This window comes from Modestobacter sp. DSM 44400, from assembly GCF_900107175.1.
Taxonomy (GTDB): Bacteria; Actinomycetota; Actinomycetes; order Mycobacteriales; family Geodermatophilaceae; genus Modestobacter.
Window position 1 is genome coordinate 1 of the sequence record NZ_FNOZ01000039.1, and the last position, 20,582, is coordinate 20,582.

General features: G+C 73.7%; 26 protein-coding genes. 18 read left to right on the forward strand and 8 right to left on the reverse strand.

Annotated features, from left to right (window positions below; translation table 11 throughout):
- Together BLW04_RS18900 and BLW04_RS28680 are read right to left on the reverse strand one after the other, a co-directional pair.
- A partial coding sequence (locus tag BLW04_RS18900; RefSeq protein ID WP_139306907.1) for a transposase occupies positions 1-250 on the reverse strand: 250 nt, incomplete at its 3' end.
- Positions 251-296: 46 nt separating this feature from the next.
- Positions 297-494, reverse strand: coding sequence for an ion channel (locus tag BLW04_RS28680; protein WP_254781785.1), 198 nt, complete (start codon positions 492-494; stop codon positions 297-299).
- A gap of 218 nt (positions 495-712) precedes the next feature.
- On the opposite strand from BLW04_RS28680, the gene BLW04_RS18910 reads away from it, so the two are divergent.
- From BLW04_RS18910 to BLW04_RS18920, 3 genes are read left to right on the forward strand one after another with little or no spacing between them, the layout of a single operon-like run.
- Positions 713-1,903, forward strand: a complete 1,191-nt coding sequence (locus BLW04_RS18910) for a serine/threonine-protein kinase (RefSeq protein ID WP_091544854.1) — start codon at positions 713-715, stop codon at positions 1,901-1,903.
- Positions 1,904-1,944: 41 nt separating this feature from the next.
- On the forward strand, positions 1,945-2,454 hold the full coding sequence (locus BLW04_RS18915; RefSeq protein WP_091544856.1) for a mycothiol transferase: 510 nt from the start codon (positions 1,945-1,947) through the stop codon (positions 2,452-2,454).
- Between the two features lie 28 nt (positions 2,455-2,482).
- Complete coding sequence (locus BLW04_RS18920) at positions 2,483-3,697, forward strand: acyl-CoA dehydrogenase family protein (protein ID WP_091544858.1); 1,215 nt, start codon at positions 2,483-2,485, stop codon at positions 3,695-3,697.
- Here the strand turns inward: BLW04_RS18920 and BLW04_RS18925 are convergent.
- Positions 3,694-4,485, reverse strand: a complete 792-nt coding sequence (locus BLW04_RS18925) for a helix-turn-helix transcriptional regulator (protein ID WP_091544859.1) — start codon at positions 4,483-4,485, stop codon at positions 3,694-3,696. The genes BLW04_RS18920 and BLW04_RS18925 overlap by 4 nt on opposite strands.
- Before the next feature lie 196 nt (positions 4,486-4,681).
- On the opposite strand from BLW04_RS18925, the gene BLW04_RS18930 reads away from it, so the two are divergent.
- Together BLW04_RS18930 and BLW04_RS18935 are read left to right on the forward strand one after the other, a co-directional pair.
- Positions 4,682-4,897, forward strand: a complete 216-nt coding sequence (locus tag BLW04_RS18930; protein ID WP_091544861.1) for a hypothetical protein — start codon at positions 4,682-4,684, stop codon at positions 4,895-4,897.
- A gap of 245 nt (positions 4,898-5,142) precedes the next feature.
- Positions 5,143-5,517, forward strand: a complete 375-nt coding sequence (locus tag BLW04_RS18935) for a hypothetical protein (RefSeq protein WP_091544863.1) — start codon at positions 5,143-5,145, stop codon at positions 5,515-5,517.
- Positions 5,518-5,529: 12 nt separating this feature from the next.
- Here the strand turns inward: BLW04_RS18935 and BLW04_RS18940 are convergent, their stop codons facing one another.
- Both BLW04_RS18940 and BLW04_RS18945 read right to left on the reverse strand, forming a co-directional pair.
- Positions 5,530-5,784, reverse strand: coding sequence for a hypothetical protein (locus BLW04_RS18940; protein WP_091544865.1), 255 nt, complete (start codon positions 5,782-5,784; stop codon positions 5,530-5,532).
- A gap of 89 nt (positions 5,785-5,873) precedes the next feature.
- Complete coding sequence (locus BLW04_RS18945; RefSeq protein WP_091545867.1) at positions 5,874-6,353, reverse strand: MarR family winged helix-turn-helix transcriptional regulator; 480 nt, start codon at positions 6,351-6,353, stop codon at positions 5,874-5,876.
- Here BLW04_RS18945 and BLW04_RS18950 point away from each other — a divergent pair.
- The 3 genes from BLW04_RS18950 (at position 6,352) to BLW04_RS18960 (ending at position 9,970) form a co-directional block, all read left to right on the forward strand.
- On the forward strand, positions 6,352-7,419 hold the full coding sequence (locus tag BLW04_RS18950) for an ABC transporter substrate-binding protein (protein WP_091544867.1): 1,068 nt from the start codon (positions 6,352-6,354) through the stop codon (positions 7,417-7,419). The two genes, BLW04_RS18945 and BLW04_RS18950, sit on opposite strands and share 2 nt — an antisense overlap.
- An 89-nt stretch (positions 7,420-7,508) precedes the next feature.
- The gene (locus BLW04_RS18955; RefSeq protein WP_091544869.1) at positions 7,509-8,951 is read left to right on the forward strand and encodes an APC family permease; all 1,443 of its coding nucleotides are present in this window, start codon (positions 7,509-7,511) and stop codon (positions 8,949-8,951) included.
- Positions 8,948-9,970: an acetamidase/formamidase family protein gene (locus BLW04_RS18960; protein WP_091544871.1), complete on the forward strand. Its 1,023-nt coding sequence runs from the start codon at positions 8,948-8,950 to the stop codon at positions 9,968-9,970. Before BLW04_RS18955 ends, BLW04_RS18960 begins: the two co-directional genes overlap by 4 nt.
- 64 nt (positions 9,971-10,034) lie before the next feature.
- On the opposite strand, the gene BLW04_RS18965 is transcribed toward BLW04_RS18960, so the two are convergent.
- Positions 10,035-11,291 carry an AGE family epimerase/isomerase gene (locus BLW04_RS18965; protein WP_091544873.1) on the reverse strand — a complete coding sequence of 419 codons (1,257 nt, stop codon included), beginning with the start codon at positions 11,289-11,291 and terminating at the stop codon, positions 10,035-10,037.
- A gap of 40 nt (positions 11,292-11,331) precedes the next feature.
- Here BLW04_RS18965 and BLW04_RS18970 point away from each other — a divergent pair, with 40 nt between their 5' ends.
- Positions 11,332-12,309 carry a PfkB family carbohydrate kinase gene (locus tag BLW04_RS18970; protein WP_254781786.1) on the forward strand — a complete coding sequence of 326 codons (978 nt, stop codon included), beginning with the start codon at positions 11,332-11,334 and terminating at the stop codon, positions 12,307-12,309.
- Here the strand turns inward: BLW04_RS18970 and BLW04_RS18975 are convergent, their stop codons facing one another.
- Positions 12,310-12,900: a helix-turn-helix domain-containing protein gene (locus tag BLW04_RS18975; protein WP_091544877.1), complete on the reverse strand. Its 591-nt coding sequence runs from the start codon at positions 12,898-12,900 to the stop codon at positions 12,310-12,312.
- Between the two features lie 109 nt (positions 12,901-13,009).
- Between BLW04_RS18975 and BLW04_RS18980 the strand changes: the two genes are divergently transcribed.
- The 7 genes from BLW04_RS18980 (at position 13,010) to BLW04_RS19005 (ending at position 18,037) form a co-directional block, all read left to right on the forward strand.
- The gene (locus BLW04_RS18980) at positions 13,010-13,975 is read left to right on the forward strand and encodes an NAD(P)/FAD-dependent oxidoreductase (protein WP_091544879.1); all 966 of its coding nucleotides are present in this window, start codon (positions 13,010-13,012) and stop codon (positions 13,973-13,975) included.
- Positions 13,972-14,613, forward strand: a complete 642-nt coding sequence (locus BLW04_RS18985) for an SAM-dependent methyltransferase (protein WP_254781787.1) — start codon at positions 13,972-13,974, stop codon at positions 14,611-14,613. The genes BLW04_RS18980 and BLW04_RS18985 overlap by 4 nt, the downstream gene beginning before the upstream one ends.
- Positions 14,614-14,717: 104 nt before the next feature.
- A complete protein-coding gene (locus BLW04_RS18990; RefSeq protein WP_091544881.1) occupies positions 14,718-16,349 on the forward strand; it encodes a glycoside hydrolase family 13 protein in 1,632 nt (543 codons plus the stop codon).
- Positions 16,350-16,459: 110 nt separating this feature from the next.
- Positions 16,460-16,960, forward strand: a complete 501-nt coding sequence (locus tag BLW04_RS18995) for a hypothetical protein (RefSeq protein ID WP_139306908.1) — start codon at positions 16,460-16,462, stop codon at positions 16,958-16,960.
- The gene (locus tag BLW04_RS27665) at positions 16,957-17,325 is read left to right on the forward strand and encodes a hemerythrin domain-containing protein (RefSeq protein WP_217631118.1); all 369 of its coding nucleotides are present in this window, start codon (positions 16,957-16,959) and stop codon (positions 17,323-17,325) included. Before BLW04_RS18995 ends, BLW04_RS27665 begins: the two co-directional genes overlap by 4 nt.
- A gap of 42 nt (positions 17,326-17,367) precedes the next feature.
- Positions 17,368-17,553 carry a hypothetical protein gene (locus BLW04_RS27670; RefSeq protein WP_217631119.1) on the forward strand — a complete coding sequence of 62 codons (186 nt, stop codon included), beginning with the start codon at positions 17,368-17,370 and terminating at the stop codon, positions 17,551-17,553.
- A gap of 112 nt (positions 17,554-17,665) precedes the next feature.
- Positions 17,666-18,037: an SRPBCC family protein gene (locus tag BLW04_RS19005; protein ID WP_091544885.1), complete on the forward strand. Its 372-nt coding sequence runs from the start codon at positions 17,666-17,668 to the stop codon at positions 18,035-18,037.
- 86 nt (positions 18,038-18,123) lie between these two features.
- Here the strand turns inward: BLW04_RS19005 and BLW04_RS19010 are convergent, their stop codons facing one another.
- A complete protein-coding gene (locus BLW04_RS19010) occupies positions 18,124-18,558 on the reverse strand; it encodes a hypothetical protein (protein WP_139306909.1) in 435 nt (144 codons plus the stop codon).
- A gap of 157 nt (positions 18,559-18,715) precedes the next feature.
- Here BLW04_RS19010 and BLW04_RS19015 point away from each other — a divergent pair, with 157 nt between their 5' ends.
- Complete coding sequence (locus tag BLW04_RS19015) at positions 18,716-19,717, forward strand: oxidoreductase (RefSeq protein WP_091544889.1); 1,002 nt, start codon at positions 18,716-18,718, stop codon at positions 19,715-19,717.
- Between the two features lie 331 nt (positions 19,718-20,048).
- The gene (locus tag BLW04_RS19020; protein ID WP_091544891.1) at positions 20,049-20,546 is read left to right on the forward strand and encodes a nucleoside deaminase; all 498 of its coding nucleotides are present in this window, start codon (positions 20,049-20,051) and stop codon (positions 20,544-20,546) included.
- The last annotated feature ends 36 nt before the right edge of the window (positions 20,547-20,582 follow it).

The window sequence follows — 20,582 nt, forward strand, 5'->3', positions numbered from 1 at the left end:
CGCGCACCGCGGCGAACATCCGCACGTAGGTGCCGTCGTCAGACCAGCGACGGTGGCGTTCCCACACCGATTGCCACGCGCCGAAGTGATCGGGCAGGTCACGCCACGGCGACCCGGTGCGGTACCGCCAGATGATCGCCTCGAGCGTCAGTCGGTGGTCATTCCACGGCCGGCCCTGATGACCGCCGGCAGGCAGCACCGGCTGGATCAACTCCCACAACTCGTCCGGGATCTCGTCGGTACGCAACATTCGTCCAGCGTCGCCCACCAACCCGCCAATCTTTGGCAGACACGCTCTAGTCGGCCAGCGGCGTGAACAGCAGCAGCGTCAGCGTGACGATGCCACCGACGATCACGTAGGCGCCGACGACGTGACCGGCCGCCGAGACCGGGAAGAAGTCGCCGTAGCCGACCGTCGCCGCGGTGACGACGAAGTACGACCAGTAATTGCCGGGCGTGACGATCTCACTGCCGGCCGGCTCGACCAGCGTCATGGCCAGCAGCTGGTTCCGAAGACCAGCACGATCACCGCAAGCGGCAGTCGCCAGCCCAGCAACCGACTGCGCACCAGCCGGGTGAACCGGGCGAGGATGAAGAACACGGCCCTCCGATCAGCGCCGATCGGTCGGGGCAACCTACCGCCCCGGCCGGTCCCGCAACCGGGACGGCTTTCACGGCCTCTCTCCAGGCGCGGCCCGCCTAGGCTCCGGCCATGTCCTCCGACCAGCCCACCGCTGCCCGGGTGGTCGGCGGGCGGTACGCGCTGGGCACCGAACTGGGCCGCGGCGGCATGGGGGTCGTCTGGCTGGCCACCGACCAGGTCCTGCAGCGGGAGGTCGCGCTCAAGGAGATCAGCTACCCCGTGCACCTGACCGACGCCGAACGCGCCGTGCTCCGGGAGCGCACGCTGCGGGAGGCGCGCGCCGCGGCCCGGCTCGACCACCCCTGCGTGGTCACCATCCACGACGTCGTCGAGGAGGACGGCCGGCCGTGGCTGGTCATGGAGCACGTGCACGCCCGCAGCCTGCAGCGGGTCCTCGAGGACACCGGGCCGCTGCCGCCGGCCCGCGTGGCCCGCATCGGCCTGGACGTGCTGGCCGCCCTGGAGGTCGCCCATGCCGCCGGCGTAGTGCACCGGGACGTGAAGCCGGCCAACGTGCTGGTCGGCGAGGACGGCCACGCCTGCCTCACCGACTTCGGCATCGCCACCACGACCGGTGACTCCACTCTGACCGCGGACGGCGCCGTCCTCGGCTCGCCGTCCTACATGGCACCCGAGCGGGCGAACGGCGAGCCGCCGGCCGCCGCGGTCGACCTGTGGTCGGTCGGCGCCACGCTCTACACGGCCGCCGAGGGCCGCACCCCCTTCGACCGCGGGGAGCCGATGGCCACGCTGCTCGCCGTCGTCAGCGACGAGCCCGCACCGATGCGGGCGGCCGGCCCACTGGAGCCGGTGCTGCGCGGCCTGCTGACCAAGGATCCGGCGAGCCGGATGTCGGCCGCCGAGGCACGCCGGCAGCTGACCGCGGTGCTCGCCACGGACACGGCGGAGCCCCCGGCGCACATTCCGACCGGCGACCGGCACGCGGCGGGGGGCGAGGCCGGACGCGGGGCCGAGGTCCAGCGGTTCGACCTGGCCGACCTGCTCTCGCTCGCCTCGTCGTCCCGGGCGGTGCTCGGCACCGTCGCCCGCGAGACCCGGCAGCGCGCGCACCGGCGCACCGCCACTCCGCAGCCGCCTGCCCCGCGCAACCGCCACGAGCGCCGGCAGGCCGCCAAGCAACGCCGGTTCCGCTTCAAGCGCCGGTGGGTGGTCGTGCCGCTGGTCGGGCTGGTCCTGCTGGTCGTGCTCGTGCTCGGTGCCCTCGCCCTGCTGCTGACCGGGGTCATCGAGCTGCGGTAAGCGGCGGTTGGCGCCGCGAGGCGCCGGGGTAGCGCGCAGGTATGGAGAGTCGCGACCTGCTGCTGACCGCCTTCGACAACGTCGAGGGGGTTGTCCGCCGCGCGCTGGACGGCGTCGACCCGGCCCTGCTCACCGCGCGGATCGACCCCGAGGCCAACACGATCGGCTGGCTGGTCTGGCACCTCACCCGCGTGCAGGACGACCACGTCGCCGAGGTCGCCGGACGGGCACAGGCCTACACGGAGGCCGGTTGGGCCGAGCGGTTCGCGCTGCCCTTCGACCACAGCGCGATCGGCTACGGCTTCAGCAGCACGGACGTAGCCGCCACCCGGGTTCCCGACCCGCAGCTGCTGGTCGACTACCACGCCGACGTGCACCGGCGGACCGCCGAGTTCGTCTCCGGGCTGTCGGCGGCCGACCTCGACCGCGTCGTCGACGAGCGGTGGGACCCCCCGGTCACGCTCGGCGTCCGGCTGGTCAGCGTGGTCACCGACGACCTCCAGCACGCCGGCCAGGCCGCGCTCCTGCGCGGCTTCCTGGAGCGCCGCTGACCGGCTGCCGGCAGGTAGCGTCGCGCGGGTGAGCAACGACTCCCCGGTCGACTTCTACGCCCTCGAGGACCTGCTTGCGCCCGAGGAGATCGAGATCCGGGACCGGGTCCGCGACTTCTGCGCCCGGGAGGTCACCCCGGTCATCAACGACTACTGGGAGCGGGCGGAGTTCCCCTTCGAGCTGGTGCCGAAGATCGCCGAGCTCGGCGTCGCCGGCGGCACCGTGACCGGCTACGGCTCGCCGGGCATGAGCGCCGTCGCGGCCGGCCTGGTCGCCGCCGAATGGGCCCGCGCCGACGGCAGCCTGGGCACCTTTTACGGCGTGCACAGCTTCCTGGCGATGCAGTCGATCGCCCTGCTGGGCGATGAGGAGCAGCGGGAGCGTTGGCTGCCGGCGATGGCCCGGATGGAGCTGATCGGCGCCTTCGGGCTCACCGAGCCCCAGCACGGCTCGGACGCCGTCGCGCTGGAGACCAGCGCCCGCCGGGACGGCGACGAGTGGGTCCTCAACGGCGCGAAGAAGTGGATCGGCAACGGCACCATCGCCGACCTGGTGCTCATCTGGGCCCGCGACGGGGACGGCAAGGTCGGCGGCTACGTCGTCCCCAAGGGGTCGGCCGGCTGGACGGCGACCCGGATGACCGGCAAGACCGCGCTGCGGGCGGTGTGGCAGGCCGAGATCACCCTGGACGACGTCCGGGTGCCGGCGGAGAACAAGTTGGCGAACTGCTCCTCGTTCAAGGACGTCTCCACCGTCCTGGACCGCACCCGCTACACCGTTGCCTGGCGGGCGCTGGGCATCGCGCAGGCCGCCTACGACCTCGCACTGGCGCACACACTGCAGCGCGAGCAGTTCGGCCAGCCGATCGCCGGCTACCAGCTCGTGCAGGAGAAGCTGGCCCGGATGCTCGCCGAGATCACCAGCATGCAACTGCTGAGCTGGCGGCTGTCAAAGCTGGCCGACGAGGGCCGGATGACCGCAGCGATGGCGTCCATGGCGAAGATGAACAACTGCAAGAAGGCCCGCCAGATCGTGTCCGACGCCCGCGACCTCTTCGGCGGCGACGGCATCCTGCTCGAGCACCACATCGCCCGCCACCACGCCGACATCGAGGCGATCTACACCTTCGAGGGCACCGACCACGTGCAGGCGCTGATCGTGGGCCGGGAGATCACCGGCATCTCGGCGATCACCGGACGGCGGCCGGCCCGCGCTCAGCAGGAGCCGCCGCAGTCGATCTAGCGGCACCGACGGGTGACGTGCCCCATAGCCGCCGGAGCGTGCGGCAGGGCCCTGGCGGCTGCCGCCGCGATGCTGTGCACGCCGAGCCGCTCCCGGATGTGCTCCATGTGCTTGCGCACGGTCCCGACGGAGATGAACAGCTGCTCGCCGATGGCCGCGTAGGAAACGCCGGCGGCGGCCAGGACCAGCACCTGCCACTCCCGGTCGGTCAGCCGCGGGACGCCCGCCCGCCTGCGTTCGGCGTCCAGCCAGATCTCCTGCAGGTGCGGCCGCAGCAGCGCCGCCACCTGCCGGTCCCGCTCGGTGAACCCCGGTCCGGACGAGCGCATGAAGCACACCCGCCGGGCCTCCCCGGGCGCCGCCGGCAACGAGACGATCATCGCGGCCTTCAGCTCGGGCAGGATCTCGCTGATCGGGTCGGCCAGCCGCTGCCGCTCGGTCGGGAAGAAGTCGCCGGTGTGGATGACCCGGCGCAGGTCCCCGCTGCGCTGCGGCCAGGAGCACAGTCCCTGCCACCAGTACTCCCAGAACGGGTCGTCGGCGGGCGCCTCGTGCGCCCCCGGGCCCTCGCGCCCGCCGCCGGACGCAGCCCCTTGCAGGCACGACGTCCGCTGCGTCTGGAAGACATGGTGCTGGTAGGTGACCTCGAGGTCGCACGGCACCAGCCGCAGCAGCCCCTCGAGCAGCGCCCAGGGCATCGCCTCGCCCGGATCGTCGACGTGCGCCTCCTCGATCACCTCGACGAGCAGGTCGAAGTCGGCGGCGCCCAGTTCGCTGGTGGTGGTCATCGGACCTCCTCGGTGCGAGATCGCTCAGCGACGTGGGTCCGACGGTAGGCCGGACCCGGCGATACCGGAATACGCCCGAAGGCGCATACCGGTCCAATCCCATCCGCAGCACGCTCGGAAGGAGCCCGAGCCGACCGGATCGGGCCGACCCCCGGCTTCCCGTGGTCGCCGCCGGCGACCCGGAAGGGACTCCGCCATGACCGCCATCGCCCACGCCCCGGGCGCCACCTGGGCCGCATCGCACCGCTTCCTCCTGCTCGTCCTCGCGTTCAGCGTCGTGCTGGTCGCCGCGGCCATCACCCTCACGCTGACGATGAGCGGGGACCCCACCGCCACGTCGCCGTCGGTACCGCACGCCGGTGGTGGCGGGGCGGCCGTGTGCATGAGCACGCCCGTGCCGACCCTCTGCTGACCCGTTGGGGTACCGCCGCTCCGCGCCCTGAGCCCGCTCGGAGAGGCGGTGCCCCCGACCGCTCGGCCGCGCTAGCGTGGCCGGGCACGTCCGGGCCGGTCCGCCGACGAGGGTGCCCTTGCCCGGGAGCCGGCCGAGCTCCGCAGCCTCGCCACACTGGAGAGCCGATGCAGACGAGGGACGACCGATGGCCCGCCGTCCGCCGGGTCCGTCCGACGACGCACCGACCGGGTGCATGGCGGACGGTGACCGCGTGCCTGTGCCTGACGGCGCTCACCTGCAGCGGATGCGAGCGGACGCTCTGCCCGTCGGAGGCCAAGTCGGTGGGCATCATGGTCCGGGTGTCACCGGCCTGGGCCACCGAGGGCCTGCGCGTCAGGGTGGGGTGCCCCGAGGGCGAGGAGTGCGGCTTCCTCGACGGACCCGTCTCCGGGGACGCGCGTCAGCCGGTCACGATCGCGACCGTGTTGCGGCCCCCGGCGGTGCGGGTCGAGGTGATCGAGGAGTCGACCCGCCGGACGGTCGCCGAGGGGACCGCGCTGGTGACCTATCGGGCCGTCGGACGGCAGTCGAGGTGCGGCGGGGACGCGACGGCCGCGGTCGAGTTCGACCCCGGGTGACCGGCCCGCGGTTCAGCTGGCGTGGTGCAGCACGGGTGCGGTGCGCCGGACGCACTCGGCGCACGCACTGCGCCCGGAACCGACCCGCTCCCAGCGCTGCGAGCCCCAGACCTGCACGATCGCGCCACAGACGGCGAGCTCGACCTCACCGTCCAGCTCGTCGGCCGGCCGGTGCGCCTCCAAGGCGTGCCAGGACGCGGGTGCATCGACGGGCTGTGCCCACGAGTGACGGTCTGGCCGGGCGAACCCGACGGCGTAGCTGCCCACGACTCGATTGTGCCTCAGAACACACCGGTGTTCCACCCGGACCGGATCCGATCCGTCGGCGCGCACGGTCGGTGAAGGAGCCTGCGCGCTCAGTTCTCATCGTCGCTGAGCTCGGCGAGGAGCCGGCCCAGCGCACCGGCCAGCGCAGCCGCCTGCCGGACCCCCAGCGACCCGGCGAGCGCCTGTTCGCGGGCCTGCATCAGCGCCTCCCAGCGGACCAGCCGGGTCCGCCCCAGCGCGGAGGGGTGGACGACCACGCGGCGCCGGTCGGCCGGGTCGGGCAGCCGGTAGGCCAGGGCGGCGTCCACCAGCCCGTCGACGACCCGGGTCGCGGTCGGGCCGGGCAGGTGCAGACCGGCGCCCAGCTGACCCATCGTGCGACCCGGCTCGGCCACCAGGCGCCGCAGCACCCGATACCCGTCGAGCGTGGCGCCGTCCTCGGCGAGGGCGGCGGCGACGGTGCGCGAGAGCCGGCGGGAGGTCGCGGTCAGCAGTTCGACCAAGTCCGGCGGAGCCTGCGGCCCGCTCGCGGCCGGCCGGTCGGGGACGACGACCTCACCCCGCGGCATGCGGCTGACCATACTCAACACCGTGCCCAGCAGCCCGGCTCCGCTGGACCCGTGGGAGGTGCTGCTCTCCGGGCCCGCGCCGGACGCCGTCCGGATCGGGCTGGCCGTGCCGCTGTCCGGCCCGCTGGCATTGACCGCCCCGTCCGCGCTGGCCCTCGCCGGGCTCGCCGCCGAGGAGTGCACCGGCGCCGGCGGGGTGGGTGGCCGGCGGGTGGAGCTGGTGGCCATCGACTCCGGACGGGCGCCGGAGGTGGTGGCCGCCGAGGCGACGGCGCTCCGGGATGCCGGGGCCATCCAGACACTGGTCGGCTTCCACACCAGCGATGTGCACCGGGCCCTCGAGCGCGCGTGGGCCGGCCGGGGCACCTACGTCTTCACCCCGCCGCACGAGGGCGGCCCGAGCGCCCCCGGCGTCCGGCGGACCGGGCACGGCCCGCACGCCCAGCACGCTGCCGCCATCGCCTGGCTGGTCACGCACCGCCGGGCCGCCCGCTGGGTGCTCCTGGGCACGGACTACGTGTGGCCGCGCGCCGTGCACCGCGCCGCCCGGACGGTGCTCGCCGACCTGGGTGCGCAGGTCGTCGGCGAGGCCCTGGTCCCCTTCGGTCCGGGCGACCCCGCTCCCTTGCTGGACCTCGTGGTGCGCAGCCGGGCCGACGCCGTCCTGTTGTCGCTGGTCGGCCGCGACCTGGCGCTGTTCCACCGCGAGTTCGCCCGCGCGGGCCTGGACCGGCGGGTCGTGCGGCTGTCCGGTGCACTGGAGGAGAACGGCCTCTACGCCCTCGGCGGCGATGCGACCGGCGAGCTGTACGCGAGCATGCCGTCCTTCGCCGCCTCCTCCAGCTCGACCGATGAGCGCCAGCTGGAGCTGCAGGAACGGCACGCCAGCCGGTCGGGCCACGACGCCCCGGTGGTCTGCGCCTACGCCCGGGGCCTCTACGACGGGGTCCGGCTGGCCTGCGCCTTGCTCGGCGCCCCGGGCGGGCGGGCGGCCGCCGTCCCGACCGGTGCACCCCGCCTGGCCCGCGCCGACGGGTTGTCCTTCACCGAGCTGCGCGCCGGCTGACCGCCGCACGCGCTTTGTTTCCATCCGGAAGCATTTTCGGCCTAGTCTCCTCCCGCCCGGCAGTTCGTGCCGGAGACAGAGGAGCCGTCATGAGCGATCACCGCACCACCCCGGCCGCGGCTGGCCACCGCGCGGCCTCGCCATCGGCCACCGCCGACGAGGGCAGCCCCGGCGTCGAGGCGTTCGGCTACCGCCAGGAGCTCAAGCGCTCGCTGAGCTTCACCGACCTGCTCGTCTACGGGCTGGTCTTCATGGTGCCGATCGCCCCCTTCGGGATCTTCGGCGGCGTGTTCCAGGCCTCCGGCGGGATGATCGCCCTCGCCTACGCCATCGGCATGCTGGCCATGGCGTTCACCGCCGCCTCGTACTCGCAGATGTCACGGGCCTTTCCGATGGCCGGGTCGGTGTACACGTACGCCGGGCGCGGCATCGCCCAGCCGATCGGCTTCCTGGCCGGCTGGATGATCCTGCTCGACTACGTGCTGGTGCCCGGGCTGCTCTACCTGATCGCCGGCGTGGCCATGAACTCCATCATCAGCGCCATCCCGGTGTGGCTGTGGGTGGCCGCCTTCGTCGTCCTCAACACCGTCGTGAACTACCTCGGCATCGAGTTCACCGCCCGGATCAACAAGATCATGCTGGTCGCCGAGCTGGTCGTGCTGGCGATCTTCCTGGTCATCGGCGTGGTCGCGCTGGCCAGCGGCAAGAGCACCGACAGCGCGCTGCACCCGATCTACAACAGCGACACCTTCTCCTTCGGGCTGGTCTTCGGCGCGGTCTCCATCGCCGTCCTCAGCTTCCTGGGCTTCGACGGCATCTCCACCCTGGCCGAGGAGAACCGCGAGTCGGCCCGGTCGATCGGCAAGTCGATGATCGCCGCGCTGATCCTGGCCGGGACGTTGTTCATCGTGCAGACCTGGATCGCCGCGCTGCTCGTGCCCGACCCCGCGGGGCTGGTCGCCAACGGCGACCCCGGTGGCACCGCCTTCTACGACGCCGCGCAGAACGCCGGCGGGCACTGGCTGTCGGTGCTCACCGCGGTGGCCACCGCGATCGCCTGGGGCTTCGCCAACTCCCTCGTCGCCCAGGCGGCCACCTCCCGGCTGCTGTTCGCCATGGCCCGCGACCGGCAGCTCCCCTCGTTCCTGGCGAAGATCGACCCGAAGCACCGGGTGCCGGTCAACGCCACTCTGCTCGTCGCCGTGGTCAGCCTGGCGCTGGGCATCTACATGAGCCAGCGGGAGGACGGCATCGCCCTGCTGTCGACCCTGGTCAACTTCGGTGCACTGTCGGCCTTCCTCGTGCTGCACGTGGCGGTCGTCGTCCACTTCGTGTTCCGGGAGAAGAGCCGGGACTGGTGGCGGCACCTGGTCGTGCCGGTCATCGGATTCGCGATCCTGGCCTACGTCGTCTACAACGCGCAGGTCGCCGCCCAGCGGCTGGGCTTCGTCTGGCTGGGCATCGGGTTCGCCCTGCTGGCCTTCCTGCTGGCCACCGGCCGCAGGCCCCAGCTCGCCGAGGAGAACGCGTGACCGTCGCTCTCGAGGTCGTGCGGCTCGACCCCACCCCGGAGCAGCTGCGCTACACCTTCGGCGGCGGCGAGCCGCTGCTGCGGGTGCAGCCGGGCACGGTAGTCGAGCTGACCACCGAGGACTGCTTCGGCGGCCGGGTGCGCACCGTCGACGACCTGCCCAGCCAGGTTTGCGAGTTCCCCTACCTCAACCCGGTGACCGGGCCGGTGCACGTGGAGGGAGCCGAGCCCGGCGACACCCTGGCGGTGCACGTCGTGGACATCGCACCCGCCCGCGACTGGGCGGTCTCGACGACGTTCCCGCACTTCGGTGCGCTGACCGCCACGCACGAGACCGCGATGCTGCACGACCCGCTGGAGGAGGTCGTGTGGGTCTACGAGGTAGACCGGGAGCGGGGCACCTGCCTGTTCCGGCCGCGCCGCGGCGGGCCCGAGGTGGAGCTGCCGCTGGACCCGATGCACGGCACGCTCGGCGTTGCACCCGCCGCCGGCGAGGTGGTCATGTCGATCACGCCGTCGGCGCACGGCGGCAACATGGACACCCCCGAGCTCCGCGCCGGGACGACGGTCTACCTCGGGGTCAACGTGCCCGGGGCGCAGCTCTCGCTCGGCGACGGGCACTGCCGGCAGGGCGAGGGCGAGGTCTGCGGCACCGCGGTCGAGGCGGCGATGCGGACCGTGGTCGTGGTCGACGTGATCAAGGGCGGCGGGCCGGCCTGGCCGCGGTTGGAGAGCGACGAGTTCCTGATGTCCACCGGCTCGGTGCGCCCGCTGGAGGACGCCTTCCGGATCAGCCAGCGGGACCTCGTCGGCTGGGCCGCCGAGCTGACCGGCTGGGACACCCTGGACGCCTACCAGCTGGTCAGCCAGGCCGGCCTGGCGCCGGTGGGCAACGTGGTCGACACGAATTACACGATGATCGCCAAGCTGGCCAAGCGGTACCTGCCCGGCCCCGCGGCGTTCGACGGCGTCCACGCCCGGCTGCGCGAGACCGGCGCGGCCTACCTGGCCCAGCGCTGAGCCGAACCGCTTTCGGCGCCGAAAGCGGGGCTGCCGGGGCCGCTTTCGGCGCCGAAAGCGGAAGTCAGGCGGGGTCGCCGGCCAGGGCCGCCCGGACGCCGGCCGCGACGCTCCCGCGCACCGGAATCCGTGGGAGCAGGAGGGCCTGCACCACGTGGTAGACGTCCGGCTTGCCGACCCAGGTCGTCGTGCCGACCGCGCCCTCCGGCGTCAGCTCGTGGTGCCAGCTGCCCCGGACGGCGTCGCGGAAGCGGGCCGCGGCGTGCTCCTCCCAGCGCCGTCCGTCGTCGGCGTACCGCGGGTCGCCGGTCACCGCCGCGAGCACGGCGGCCGCGCCGACCGCCTCGGCCAGCACCCAGTGCATCCGGGCGGCGACGACCGGCCGGTCCGACCAGTCGAGGGTGTAGACGAAGCCGTCGTGCCCGTCGGCCCGCCAGCCCCGCTCGACCGCCGCGCCGTAGAGGGCCGGGGCGTCGGCCTGTAGCCAGGCCGGTGCATCGGGGCCGAGCACCGCGGCGGTGTGCAGCGCCAGGCCCGACCACTCCAGCTGATGGCCCACGGTGACGCCGTAGGGCCTGAAGGGGTCCGACGGCCGGTCGGCGTTGTACTCGGGGAGCACGGTCCACGAGGCGTCGAAGTGCTCCGGGAGCCGCCAGTCCGCCTCGCGCGCCCAGCCGTGCACCACCCGCTCGACCACCCGCTCGGCCCGGGTCCGCAGCCGGCCGGCCGAGGGCCCCGGCAGCGGCCCGACGCCCGGCGCCTCCAGCGCGTCGGCGGCGGCCAGCATCGCCTCGACGCCGTGCATGTTGGCGTTGACGCCGCGGTAGTCCGAGCAGGTCGACCAGCCGGCGTCCCACTCCTCCACCGCCAGGCCGGCCGCGTCGTCCCAGAAGTGCGCGTCCCAGGCGGCGAGCGCGTCGGCCAGCAGCGCGGGGCCGCCGGGCACGCCGGCGGTCGCCGCGCTGGCGGCGGCCAGGACGACGAAGGCGTGCACGTAGGCCGCCTTGGTGCCATCAGCCGCACCGTCGGCCGGGCCCAGCGAGGCCACCCAGCCGCCGTTCGCGGCATCGCGGAACGGGCCGCTGAGTGCGCGGACCCCGTGCGCGGCGAGCTCGTCGGCGCCCGGTAAGCCGAGCATCGAGCCCAGGGCGAACACGTGCGTCATGCGCGCAGTCACATAGGTCTCCCGCGGCCGGTCGGCCAGCACGGACCCGTCGGCGGACAGGTACCCGAAGCCCCCGTCGGCGCGCCGCGACCCGGCCGCGAAGGCCAGCAATCCGGCCAGCTCGTCGGTCAGCGGTCCCGCTCCGGAGCTGTGCATGGCCGCGCAGCCTAATGCGGTTGCTCGCTACGGTGGAACGGTGATCACCGTGTGCGGCGAGCTCGTGATCGACCTGATTCCGGCATCGAGCCCGGCACCGCCCGCCGGGCACCGCGCCGCTCCCCCGCCGCCGCAGTACGCCGCCTTTCCGGGCGGCAACGCGCTGAACGTGGCGGTGGCCGCCGCCCGGCTGGGAAACGTCGTGCACCTCATGTCGCGGGTCGGCCCCGGCCCGTTCGGCACGCTGCTGCGCGACCACGCCACCCGCAACGGCGTCTCCCCCGACGCCCTGCTGGCGGCGGCCGAGCCGGTCAGCCTGGCCGTCGTAGAGCTGTCGGACACCGGGTCGGCCGGCTACTCCTTCCACACCGTCGGCGCGGCCGACTGGCAGTGGACGGCCGACGAGCTGGCCCGGACGTGGCCCGCTGACACCCGGATCGTGCACGTCGGCTCGATCTCCAGCTGGACGCCGCCGGGCTCGGTGCACATCGCCGACCTGGTGCGCCGGGCGCGATCCGACGGCCGTGCCCTGGTCAGCTTCGACCCCAACGTCCGGCCCAGTCTCATCGCCGACGCTGCCGCCGTCCGGGCCCGGATCACCGACCTCCGGCGCACCGCGGACCTGGTCAAGGTGAGCGCGGAGGACGTGGCCTGGCTCGAACCGGGCGCCGACCTCGACGACGTGGTCACCCGCTGGGCCACCGAGGGCCCGGCCCTGGTGGTCATCACCGACGGCGACCAGCCGCTGCGCGCGGCCCGAGCCGGCGGCACGCTGCTGCGGCGGCGCCCGCCGGTGGTGACCGTCGTCGACACCGTCGGCGCCGGGGACACCTTCGCGGCCGGGTTCTTCTCCGGCCTGGTGCGGACCGGCGTCCTGGACCGCGTAGCCCTGCTCGGGCTGCCCGACGACGACCTCGCCGCCCTGCTCGATGACGCCGCCCTGGCCGCGGCGCTGGCCTGCACCCGCGCCGGCGCGAACCCCCCGACCCTCGAGGAGTTGACGGCCGCGCGGGGCTGATCAGCGCCCGACGGGGCGGGCGCGCACGTGCATGCGCTCCCCCTGCGGGCCGAACAGGCACAGCACCTCGGCCGGTTCTGCTCCGGGGTTGCCCATCCAGTGCGGCACGTGGGTGTCGAACTCGGCCGCCTCGCCCGGGGTGAGAACGACCTCCCGCTCGCCGAGCAGCAGGCGCAGCCGACCGGACAGCACGTACAGCCACTCGTAGCCCTCGTGGACCCGCAGGTCCGGCTCGGCGTTCGGCCAGTGCGGGGGGAACACCTGCTTGAAGGCGCCCAGCCCGCCGGGCCGGCGGGTGAGCGGCACGACGGTGACGCCGCCGCGGTCGAAGGGGCGGGCGTGCACGCGGGGATCGCCGGTGGGCGGGGCGTCGACCAGCTCGTCGAGCGGCACCTGGTGCGCCCGGGCCAGCGGCAGCAACAGCTCCAGGGTGGGCCGCCGCTGGCCGGACTCCAGCCGGGACAGCGTGCTCACCGAGATGCCGGTGGTCGCCGACAGCTGGGCCAGCGTCGCACCGCGCTGCTGGCGGAGCCCGCGCAGCCGCGGGCCGACCGCCTCCAGCACACCGTCGAGATCGGGGACGTCGTCCATGCCGACCAATTTGCCAGTACAGCAACGCAACTTGTCAATCGGCGCACGAGGGGCGCACCGTCTGCATCGAGGCCGCCCGCTCGGACGGCGGCCGGGACGGAGGACGACAATGGAGACGCAGCACGACGTGGTGGTGGTCGGGGGTGGCGCGGCCGGGCTGAGCGGCGCGCTCGCTCTGAGCCGGGCCCGGCGCTCGGTGCTGGTCGTGGACGCCGGCGACCCGCGCAACGCCCCGGCCGGACACGTGCACAACTACCTGGCCCGGGAGGGCACGCCGCCGGCCGACCTCCTCGCCGCGGGCCGGGCCGAGGTGACCGGCTACGGCGGCACCATCCAGGCCGGCCGGGTGACGGCAGCGAAGCGAGTGGACGACGACGGCTTCGCGGTCTCCCTGGCGGACGGGCGCACCGTGCGCGCCCGTCGCCTGCTGGTCACCACGGGCCTGGTGGACGAGCTGCCCGCCGTTCCGGGCCTGGCGGAGCTGTGGGGCACCGACGTGCTGCACTGCCCGTACTGCCACGGCTGGGAAGTGCGCGACCAGCCGGTCGGCGTGCTGGGCACCGGCCCGTTCGCGGTGCACGGCGCCCTGCTGTGGCGACAGTGGAGTGCCGACGTGACCCTGTTCGTGCACACGGCGCCGGCACCGTCGGACGACGAGCTCGAGCAGCTGGCCGCGCGGGGCATTCCCGTCGTCCGCGAGCCGGTCGCCGGGGTGGAGACCGCCGGCGGCCGGCTGTCCGGGGTGCGGCTGACCGACGGCACGGTGGTTCCACGCACCGCGCTGGTCGTCGCGCCGCGGTTCACCGCGCGCTCGGCGGTGCTCGCCTCCTTGGGGCTGGAGGGAGTCGAGCAGGAGATGCACGGCGCGGTGATCGGCAGCGCGGTGCCCGCGGACCCGATGGGGGCGACCGCCGTCCCGGGGGTGTGGGTGGCCGGCAACGTGACGACCCTGCACGCGCAGGTGATCAGCGCGGCCGCCGCCGGGCTGACCGCCGGAGCCGCGCTCAACGCCGACCTGATCGCCGAGGACACCCGCCTCGCGGTGACCGCCGCCCGGTCGGCGGTGGCGGTGTGAGCGGCCCGATGCACGACTTCACCCGCGGCGCGTACGAGGACCGGTACCGGTCCTCGGCCGCGCTCTGGAGCGGCCGGCCGAACGCGCAGCTGGTGGCCGAGGCGGCGGACCTGGCGCCCGGCACGGCACTGGACGTCGGCTGCGGCGAGGGAGCCGACGCCCTCTGGCTGGCCGAGCGCGGCTGGCGGGTGACCGGCGTGGACTTCGCCGACACGGCGCTGGCCCGCGCGGCCGGATACGCCGAAGAGCGGGGGCCCGAGGTGGCCGCGCGGGTCTGTTGGGAGCAGGCCGACCTGACGGCCTGGACTCCCCCGGCCTCGGCGTTCGACCTGGTCTCGGCGCACTTCTTCCACCTGCCGGGAGACCAGCGACGGGGAGTGTTCGGCCGGCTGGCGGACGCCGTCGCCCCGGGCGGGACGCTGCTGATCGTGGGCCACTCCGCGATGGACCTGCACGCCTCGATGCACCGGCCGGACATCCCGGGCATGTTCTGGACCGCCGAGGAGATCGCCGACTCCCTGGACGCCGACCGGTGGAACATGCTCGTCGCCGAGGCGCGGCCCCGGCCCGGTCGCGATCCCGAGGGCCGGGAGCTGACGCTGCACGACGCCGTCCTGCGGGCCTGCCGACGCCGATGAGGACGATCGCGGAGCGGAAACCTGTCGATGATCGACGAGTCTTTCGGCAGCTGTTGTGATCCCCGACACGCGGGCCGAGGGCGCCGCCTGCCGATGATCCCTCCATGGCACGCCGGCTCGCCACTGCGCTGACATCCACCGACCCCCGGGTCGCCGCTGGGCGCTCGCCGTCGCCCTGGTGGCAGACGGCGGTGGTCTACCAGGTCTACCTGCGCTCCTTCGCCGACAGCAACGGTGATGGCATCGGCGACCTGGCCGGTCTCCGGTCCCGGCTGCCGTACCTCGCCTGGCTCGGCGTCGACGCGCTCTGGATCAACCCGCACTACCCGTCCGGCGGCGCGGACGGCGGCTACGACATCGTCGACTACCGGGCGGTCGACCCCGACTACGGCGACGTCGCCGACCTCGAGGGCCTGGTGAAGGACGCGCGGCGGCTCGGCCTGCGCGTCGTCCTCGACGTCGTCCCCAACCACACCTCCGACCGCCACCCCTGGTTCTCGGCCGCGGTCGCCGACCCGGACTCGCCGGAGGCCGCCCGGTACCACTTCGCCCCGCCGTCGGAGGAGCCGCCGAACAACTGGCAGTCCCTTTTCGGTGGTCCGGCGTGGTCCCGCACGGCGGACGGCCGGTGGTACCTGCACCTGTTCTCCCCCGAGCAGCCCGACCTGAACTGGCGCGAGCCGGCCGTGGCGGCCGACTTCGAGAGGACCCTCCGGTTCTGGCTGGACCGCGGGGTCAGCGGCTTCCGGGTGGACGTCGCCTACGGCCTGTTCAAGGACGCCGCGCTCCGCGACAACCCCGGCAGCTACGCCCCGACCCTCTTCGGCCACGGCCCGGAGCAGGCCATGACGTGGAACCAGCCCGAGGTGCACGACGTGTGGCGCCGGTGGCGGGCGGTCTGCGACGAGTATCCGGACACCATGCTGGTCGGCGAGGTGTGCCTGGCCGACCTGGAGCAGGTCGCCCTGTACTCGCGCCCCGACGAGATGCACCAGTCGCTGTCGTTCCGGCTGCTGAAGTCCCCGTGGGCCACCGAGCCGTTCGCCGAGGCGGTGCAGTCGGCGCTGGACGCCTTCGGCGGGGTCGGCGCGCCGGTGTCCTGGGTGCTCGGCAACCACGACAAGGAACGCCAGGTCACCCGGTTCGGCGGCGGGGCGGTGGGCACCGCCCGGGCCCGGGCCGCGGCCCTGCTGATGCTGGCGCTGCCCGGCTCGGCGTACGTGTACGCCGGTGACGAGCTGGGGCTGCCGCAGGCCGCCGTTCCGGACGAGGCGAAGCTCGACCCGATCTTCTTCCGCAGCGGCGGCGCCCGCGTCGGCCGGGACGGCTGCCGCGTGCCGATGCCGTGGAACGACTCGGACGGCGTCGGCTTCTCCCCCGAGGGTGCGGCCCCGGCCTGGCTGCCGATCCCCGCGGACTGGCAGCAGTACGCGGTCTCCCGGCAGACCCGGGACGGCGGCTCGACGCTCACCCTCTACCGGCGGGCGCTCGCCCTGCGCGCCGCGCACCCGGCGCTCGCGGCCGGCGACGCGACCGTCAGCACGCGCGGCGACGTGCTGACGGTGCGTTGCGTCGGGGAGTCGGAGACAGTGCGGTGCCTGGTCAACATGGGCGCCGAGACCGTGCTGGTCGGCTGTTCCGGCTCGGTCCTCCTGACCTCGACCGTGTCCGTGCGCCACTCGGCCGGCAGCGTCGCGCTCCCCCCGAACAGCGCCGTCTGGGTCGTCGAGGACTGACCGCTCTCCCGTCGCTCCTGACGCGCCGTCCGGAGTTCGCCACAGTCTCGCTGCGATCAACCCGGTGTCCATATGACGGCTCCCGAGCCGGCTGAGCGGCCGGGGTGTCGGTGGAGACGGTCTACGCGCAGGGCAGCGAGGCCGCCCTGCTGATGAGCAGCGTCGACCGGGCCCTCACCGGGGACGACGAGGACGTTCCCCTCACCGACCGGGCCGCGTTCCGGAGCGCCCTGGACGAGAGTTCGCCTGCGGCGATGATCGAGTCCTTCGTCGGCGCGCTGACATTAGTAGCTGACCGGGCGGGCGGACTGCTCATCGCGTTCGAGGACGCCGCCGGCTCCGACGCTGCCATTGCCGAACTGTGGGCCGCCGCTGAGCAGCGACTCCGGGTGGACTACCGGCGGCTGGTCGTCGCCGTGACGGCCGCCGGACCGCTGCCGGCCGGGTGGGACGTCGAGACGGCCACGGATGCCATGTGGGCCACCTTTCCCCCGCGCCTCGCGCACACCCTCGTGCGCTCCCTTGCCTGGCCCAGGGAACGGACCGTGGCCTGGGTGTCCACCACTGTGACCGCCCTGCTCCTCCCGACCGACGACAGGAAGCACGAATGACCACCACTCCGTCCACGCGCATCGACACCCGAGACATGCTGGTGGTGCACGACGCCATCCGCCGGGAGTACGGCCTCGCGCCGGCGGAGGTACGCGGCGTCGCTCCTGCGGACACCGCCCGCGCCGGCGTCCTCGCCGCACACATCGACCTGCTCAACGGCTTGCTGCACCACCACCACGCCGGCGAGGACCGCCTGCTGTGGCCGGTGCTGCAGCCCCGCGTGCCGGCCGAGATCGCGCCCACCGTCGAGCGGATGGAACGCCAGCACGAGGGCATCGCCGACGCCCAGCAGGAGGTCGAGGCCACCCTGGTCCGCTGGCGCGCCACAGCCGAGGAGCAGCACATCCTGCCGCTGGCGGCCTAACACCTCACCCCGGCGGAGTGGGCGCGGCTCGGCGAGGAGGGCATGGGCGGTCTGGAGAAGCGGCAACTCCCCCTGGTCTTCGGCATGCTGATGTACCGCGCCGACCCGCAGGTGATCGCCGGGATGCTCGCCCACGCCCCGCTGGTGCCGCGACTGCTCATGCCACGCTTGGCTCTGCGCACCTACGCCCGGTACGCCCGCCGGGTCCACGGCACGGCGACCCCGTGACCGCCCGCCGCTGGCGCACAACCGGCTCGGTCGAGCTCGTCGTAGCTGCCGCTCCGGACGAGGTGTACAAGCTGGTCAGCGACGTGACCCGGATCGGTGAGCGCAGCCCGGAATGCCACACCGCGGACTGGCTCGCCGGCGCCGGCGCTACGAGGTCGTCGAAGCCGAACCGGGCCGCGCCTTCGCCTTCCGCACACTGCCCGAGCTCGACCCCACCCGCCGGAACTCCACGACGTGGGGGTACCGGCTCGAGCCCGCCGACGGCGGGACGCGGGTCACCCACTCCTACGAGATCACCCGGCTGCCGCTCCGGCCGTTCCGGGCGCTCTTCGGAGTCCTCCTGCCCGACCACCGGGACATGCGGCCACAGATGCGGCACAACCTGGAAGCGCTCGGCGGACTGCTCCGTCGCGAGGCGGCCGGGCCGGCAGCGGCCGAGCAAGGGGCCCGACCCGGCATCACCCCCGGGCCAGGGGGCTTCTGACAGCGCCGTCCGGCTCGTCGTGAACCGGACGCGGAGGCCGGCCCCGCCCGACCGCGCGGACGGACGGGGCCGGCTGGCGCGACCTGTCAGTCGTCGTCCGAGGAGTCCGGCGCGTCGCCGCGGGGACCCCCGTGGCCACCGTGGCCACCGCTGTCCGTGCCCGTCACCGCGAAGTCCTCGCCGACCTGCACGATCAGGTGGTCGCCGTCGGTGGTGACCACGTGTGACTCGTAGACGCCGTCCGAGTCGCTCTCCGCGCGCTCGATGGTGGCGCCGGGGTACTCGGCCAGCACCGCCGCCTCGACCTGGGTCTTGGTGTCCCCGGTCAGCAGCTGCTCGTCCGAGCGCTGCGGCTGCGACGGGTCGGTCTGGCTCTTCGAGCTCTCCGATCCCGTCGTCGGAGTGGTGGTGTCCTCGGCCGCGTTGGCGGCGAGCGTCCCAGCCAGGATCCCGCCGGTGATCAGGCCACCGGCCACCAGACCGGCCGCTCCACCGAACTTCCGCATCTTCGTGCTGTTCAACTGCGCCTCCTATGGGATGCGGCCCGGTCCCGCGCCGTGACGACGACCTTCGGGGCGGTCCTGAGGGCCAGCTGTGCCGGCTGCCCGCAGCGCTGTGACTGCCGGCCGGCCCGGGTCGACGCTGCCCGGAGGACGCCGAGGCGGCAGGATCGGGGGCATGACCTCTGCTCCCGCCTCCACTTCTGCCCTGGTCGCGGACTCCTCCGGCGACGAGACCGAGCTCTCGCTCCGCGACCTGCCCCTCACCGATCTCGGGACCGGCGACGTGCTCGTCGCCGTGGCCTGGTCCAGCGTCAACTACAAGGACGGGCTCGCCTCGACGAAGCGCGGACGGGTCGCCCGCATCTCACCGCTGGTGCTGGGCATCGACCTGGCCGGGACGGTCGTCGAGCCGGGCACGTCGGGCCTCGCGGTCGGACAACCCGTTCTCGCACATGGCTACGACCTGGGCGTGGCACACCACGGTGGCTACAGCCAGTACGCGCGGGTGCCGGCCGGCTGGGTGGTCCCGCTCCCCTCCGGGCTGACCGCGCGCCAGGCGATGACCCTGGGCACGGCCGGCTTCACCGCGGCCCTGAGCGTGCTGGCCCTGGAGGACCACGGGCTCGAGCCGGGGGCCGGCCCGGTGCTCGTCACCGGCGCCACCGGCGGGGTGGGCAGCGTCGCCGTCTCCATCCTCGCCGCGCGCGGCCACCAGGTCGCCGCGGTGACCGGAAAGGCGGATGCCCATGACTGGCTCCGCGCGCTCGGCGCGACCGACGTCATCGACCGGGGAGCCGTCGCGGACGCCTCCCGGCCGCTGAACAAGGAGACCTGGGCCGGCGCCGTCGACTGCGTCGGCGGAGACGTGCTGGCCTCCGTCGTGAGCTCCCTTCGGTACGGAGCTGCGGTCGCCGCCTCCGGGAACACCGCCGGCACGGCGCTCCCGACCACGGTGTTCCCCTTCATCCTCCGCGGGGTCGCCCTGCTCGGCATCGACTCCGTGCAGTGCCCCATCGACCGGCGGCGCGAGGTGTGGCAGCGGCTGGCCACCGACCTGCTCCCGCCGACCCTGGACCAGTTGGCCTCGAGCGAGGTCGCGTTGGACGCGGTGCCGGACGCTTTGTCTCGCATCCTCGCCGGCGGGTCACGGGGCCGGGTGCTCGTGCGGATCGCCTGAGACGGCACTGCGGCAGAGCGCGCCGGCGGCGGCGTTCGCCTGCCCGTCCCGTGGACCAGCCGATCGGCCGGGTCGACTCCGGCGAACTCCGGGCGGAGCCGAGCCGGCGACCGTGACAGTGGCCGACCTCGACGCGGTCACTGTCGTGGAGGTGCCGATCAAACGTTGACGATGCGGCTGCTCGTCGCCGATCACGCCAGGCGTACGGACAGCGACACAGCCACCAGGGATACCAACGGGCTCGAGATGGCCGGAGCGCCGTCCGGATCGACATGATGGCTCTCAGTCGCAGATCACCGACCGCCGGCCTCCGTAGGAAGAGAGGAACTCCATGACCGAGGTCCCCGCGGTCAGTTCGCCCCCCGGGCTGTCACCTGAGGAGCAGGATCGCTTCTACCTCGCCCTGGCGGTGGAACAGGCCCGGATCGGGTGGGCGGAGGGCGGGGTGCCGATCGGAGCGGCGCTGGTGCACGAGGGCAAGGTTCTGGCCGTGGGCCGCAACCGCCGCGTGCAGATGGGTAGTGCGATCCGCCACGGCGAAACCGACTGCATCGAGCGAGCGGGCCGCTTGCCGGCGTCGGTGTACCGGCACAGCGTCCTGTACACCACTCTCTCCCCGTGCTCCATGTGCGCGGGAATGGCCCTGCTCTACGAGGTGCCACGGATCGTCATTGGGGAGAACCGCACCTTCCTGGGGGCCGAGGACCTGCTGCGCTCTCACGGCGTCCGGTTGGACGTGCTGGACGACCGCGACTGCATCGCCCTCATGCAACGGATGATCGCTGAACGACCGGCGCTCTGGAACGAGGACATCGGTGAGGAGCCGTGAAGCCTCTGTGATCCGCTTCCCGGCCGCACAGGCGCC

Bases quoted from the DNA above. Each gene is read 5' to 3' on its own strand.
- BLW04_RS18990 (WP_091544881.1), top strand. From the start codon at position 14,718: ATGGCACGCCGGCTCGCCACTGCGCTGACATCCACCGACCCCCGGGTC.
- BLW04_RS18965 (WP_091544873.1), bottom strand. From the start codon at position 11,291: ATGCACAGCTCCGGAGCGGGACCGCTGACCGACGAGCTGGCCGGATTG.
- BLW04_RS18915 (WP_091544856.1), top strand. From the start codon at position 1,945: ATGGAGAGTCGCGACCTGCTGCTGACCGCCTTCGACAACGTCGAGGGG.
- BLW04_RS18980 (WP_091544879.1), top strand. From the start codon at position 13,010: ATGGAGACGCAGCACGACGTGGTGGTGGTCGGGGGTGGCGCGGCCGGG.
- BLW04_RS27670 (WP_217631119.1), top strand. From the start codon at position 17,368: ATGGGCGGTCTGGAGAAGCGGCAACTCCCCCTGGTCTTCGGCATGCTG.
- BLW04_RS18910 (WP_091544854.1), top strand. From the start codon at position 713: ATGTCCTCCGACCAGCCCACCGCTGCCCGGGTGGTCGGCGGGCGGTAC.
- BLW04_RS18925 (WP_091544859.1), bottom strand. From the start codon at position 4,485: ATGACCACCACCAGCGAACTGGGCGCCGCCGACTTCGACCTGCTCGTC.
- BLW04_RS18930 (WP_091544861.1), top strand. From the start codon at position 4,682: ATGACCGCCATCGCCCACGCCCCGGGCGCCACCTGGGCCGCATCGCAC.
- BLW04_RS28680 (WP_254781785.1), bottom strand. From the start codon at position 494: ATGACGCTGGTCGAGCCGGCCGGCAGTGAGATCGTCACGCCCGGCAAT.
- BLW04_RS18950 (WP_091544867.1), top strand. From the start codon at position 6,352: ATGCGGCTGACCATACTCAACACCGTGCCCAGCAGCCCGGCTCCGCTG.
- BLW04_RS19005 (WP_091544885.1), top strand. From the start codon at position 17,666: ATGCCACACCGCGGACTGGCTCGCCGGCGCCGGCGCTACGAGGTCGTC.
- BLW04_RS27665 (WP_217631118.1), top strand. From the start codon at position 16,957: ATGACCACCACTCCGTCCACGCGCATCGACACCCGAGACATGCTGGTG.
- BLW04_RS18955 (WP_091544869.1), top strand. From the start codon at position 7,509: ATGAGCGATCACCGCACCACCCCGGCCGCGGCTGGCCACCGCGCGGCC.
- BLW04_RS18945 (WP_091545867.1), bottom strand. From the start codon at position 6,353: ATGCCGCGGGGTGAGGTCGTCGTCCCCGACCGGCCGGCCGCGAGCGGG.
- BLW04_RS19020 (WP_091544891.1), top strand. From the start codon at position 20,049: ATGACCGAGGTCCCCGCGGTCAGTTCGCCCCCCGGGCTGTCACCTGAG.
- BLW04_RS19015 (WP_091544889.1), top strand. From the start codon at position 18,716: ATGACCTCTGCTCCCGCCTCCACTTCTGCCCTGGTCGCGGACTCCTCC.
- BLW04_RS18975 (WP_091544877.1), bottom strand. From the start codon at position 12,900: ATGGACGACGTCCCCGATCTCGACGGTGTGCTGGAGGCGGTCGGCCCG.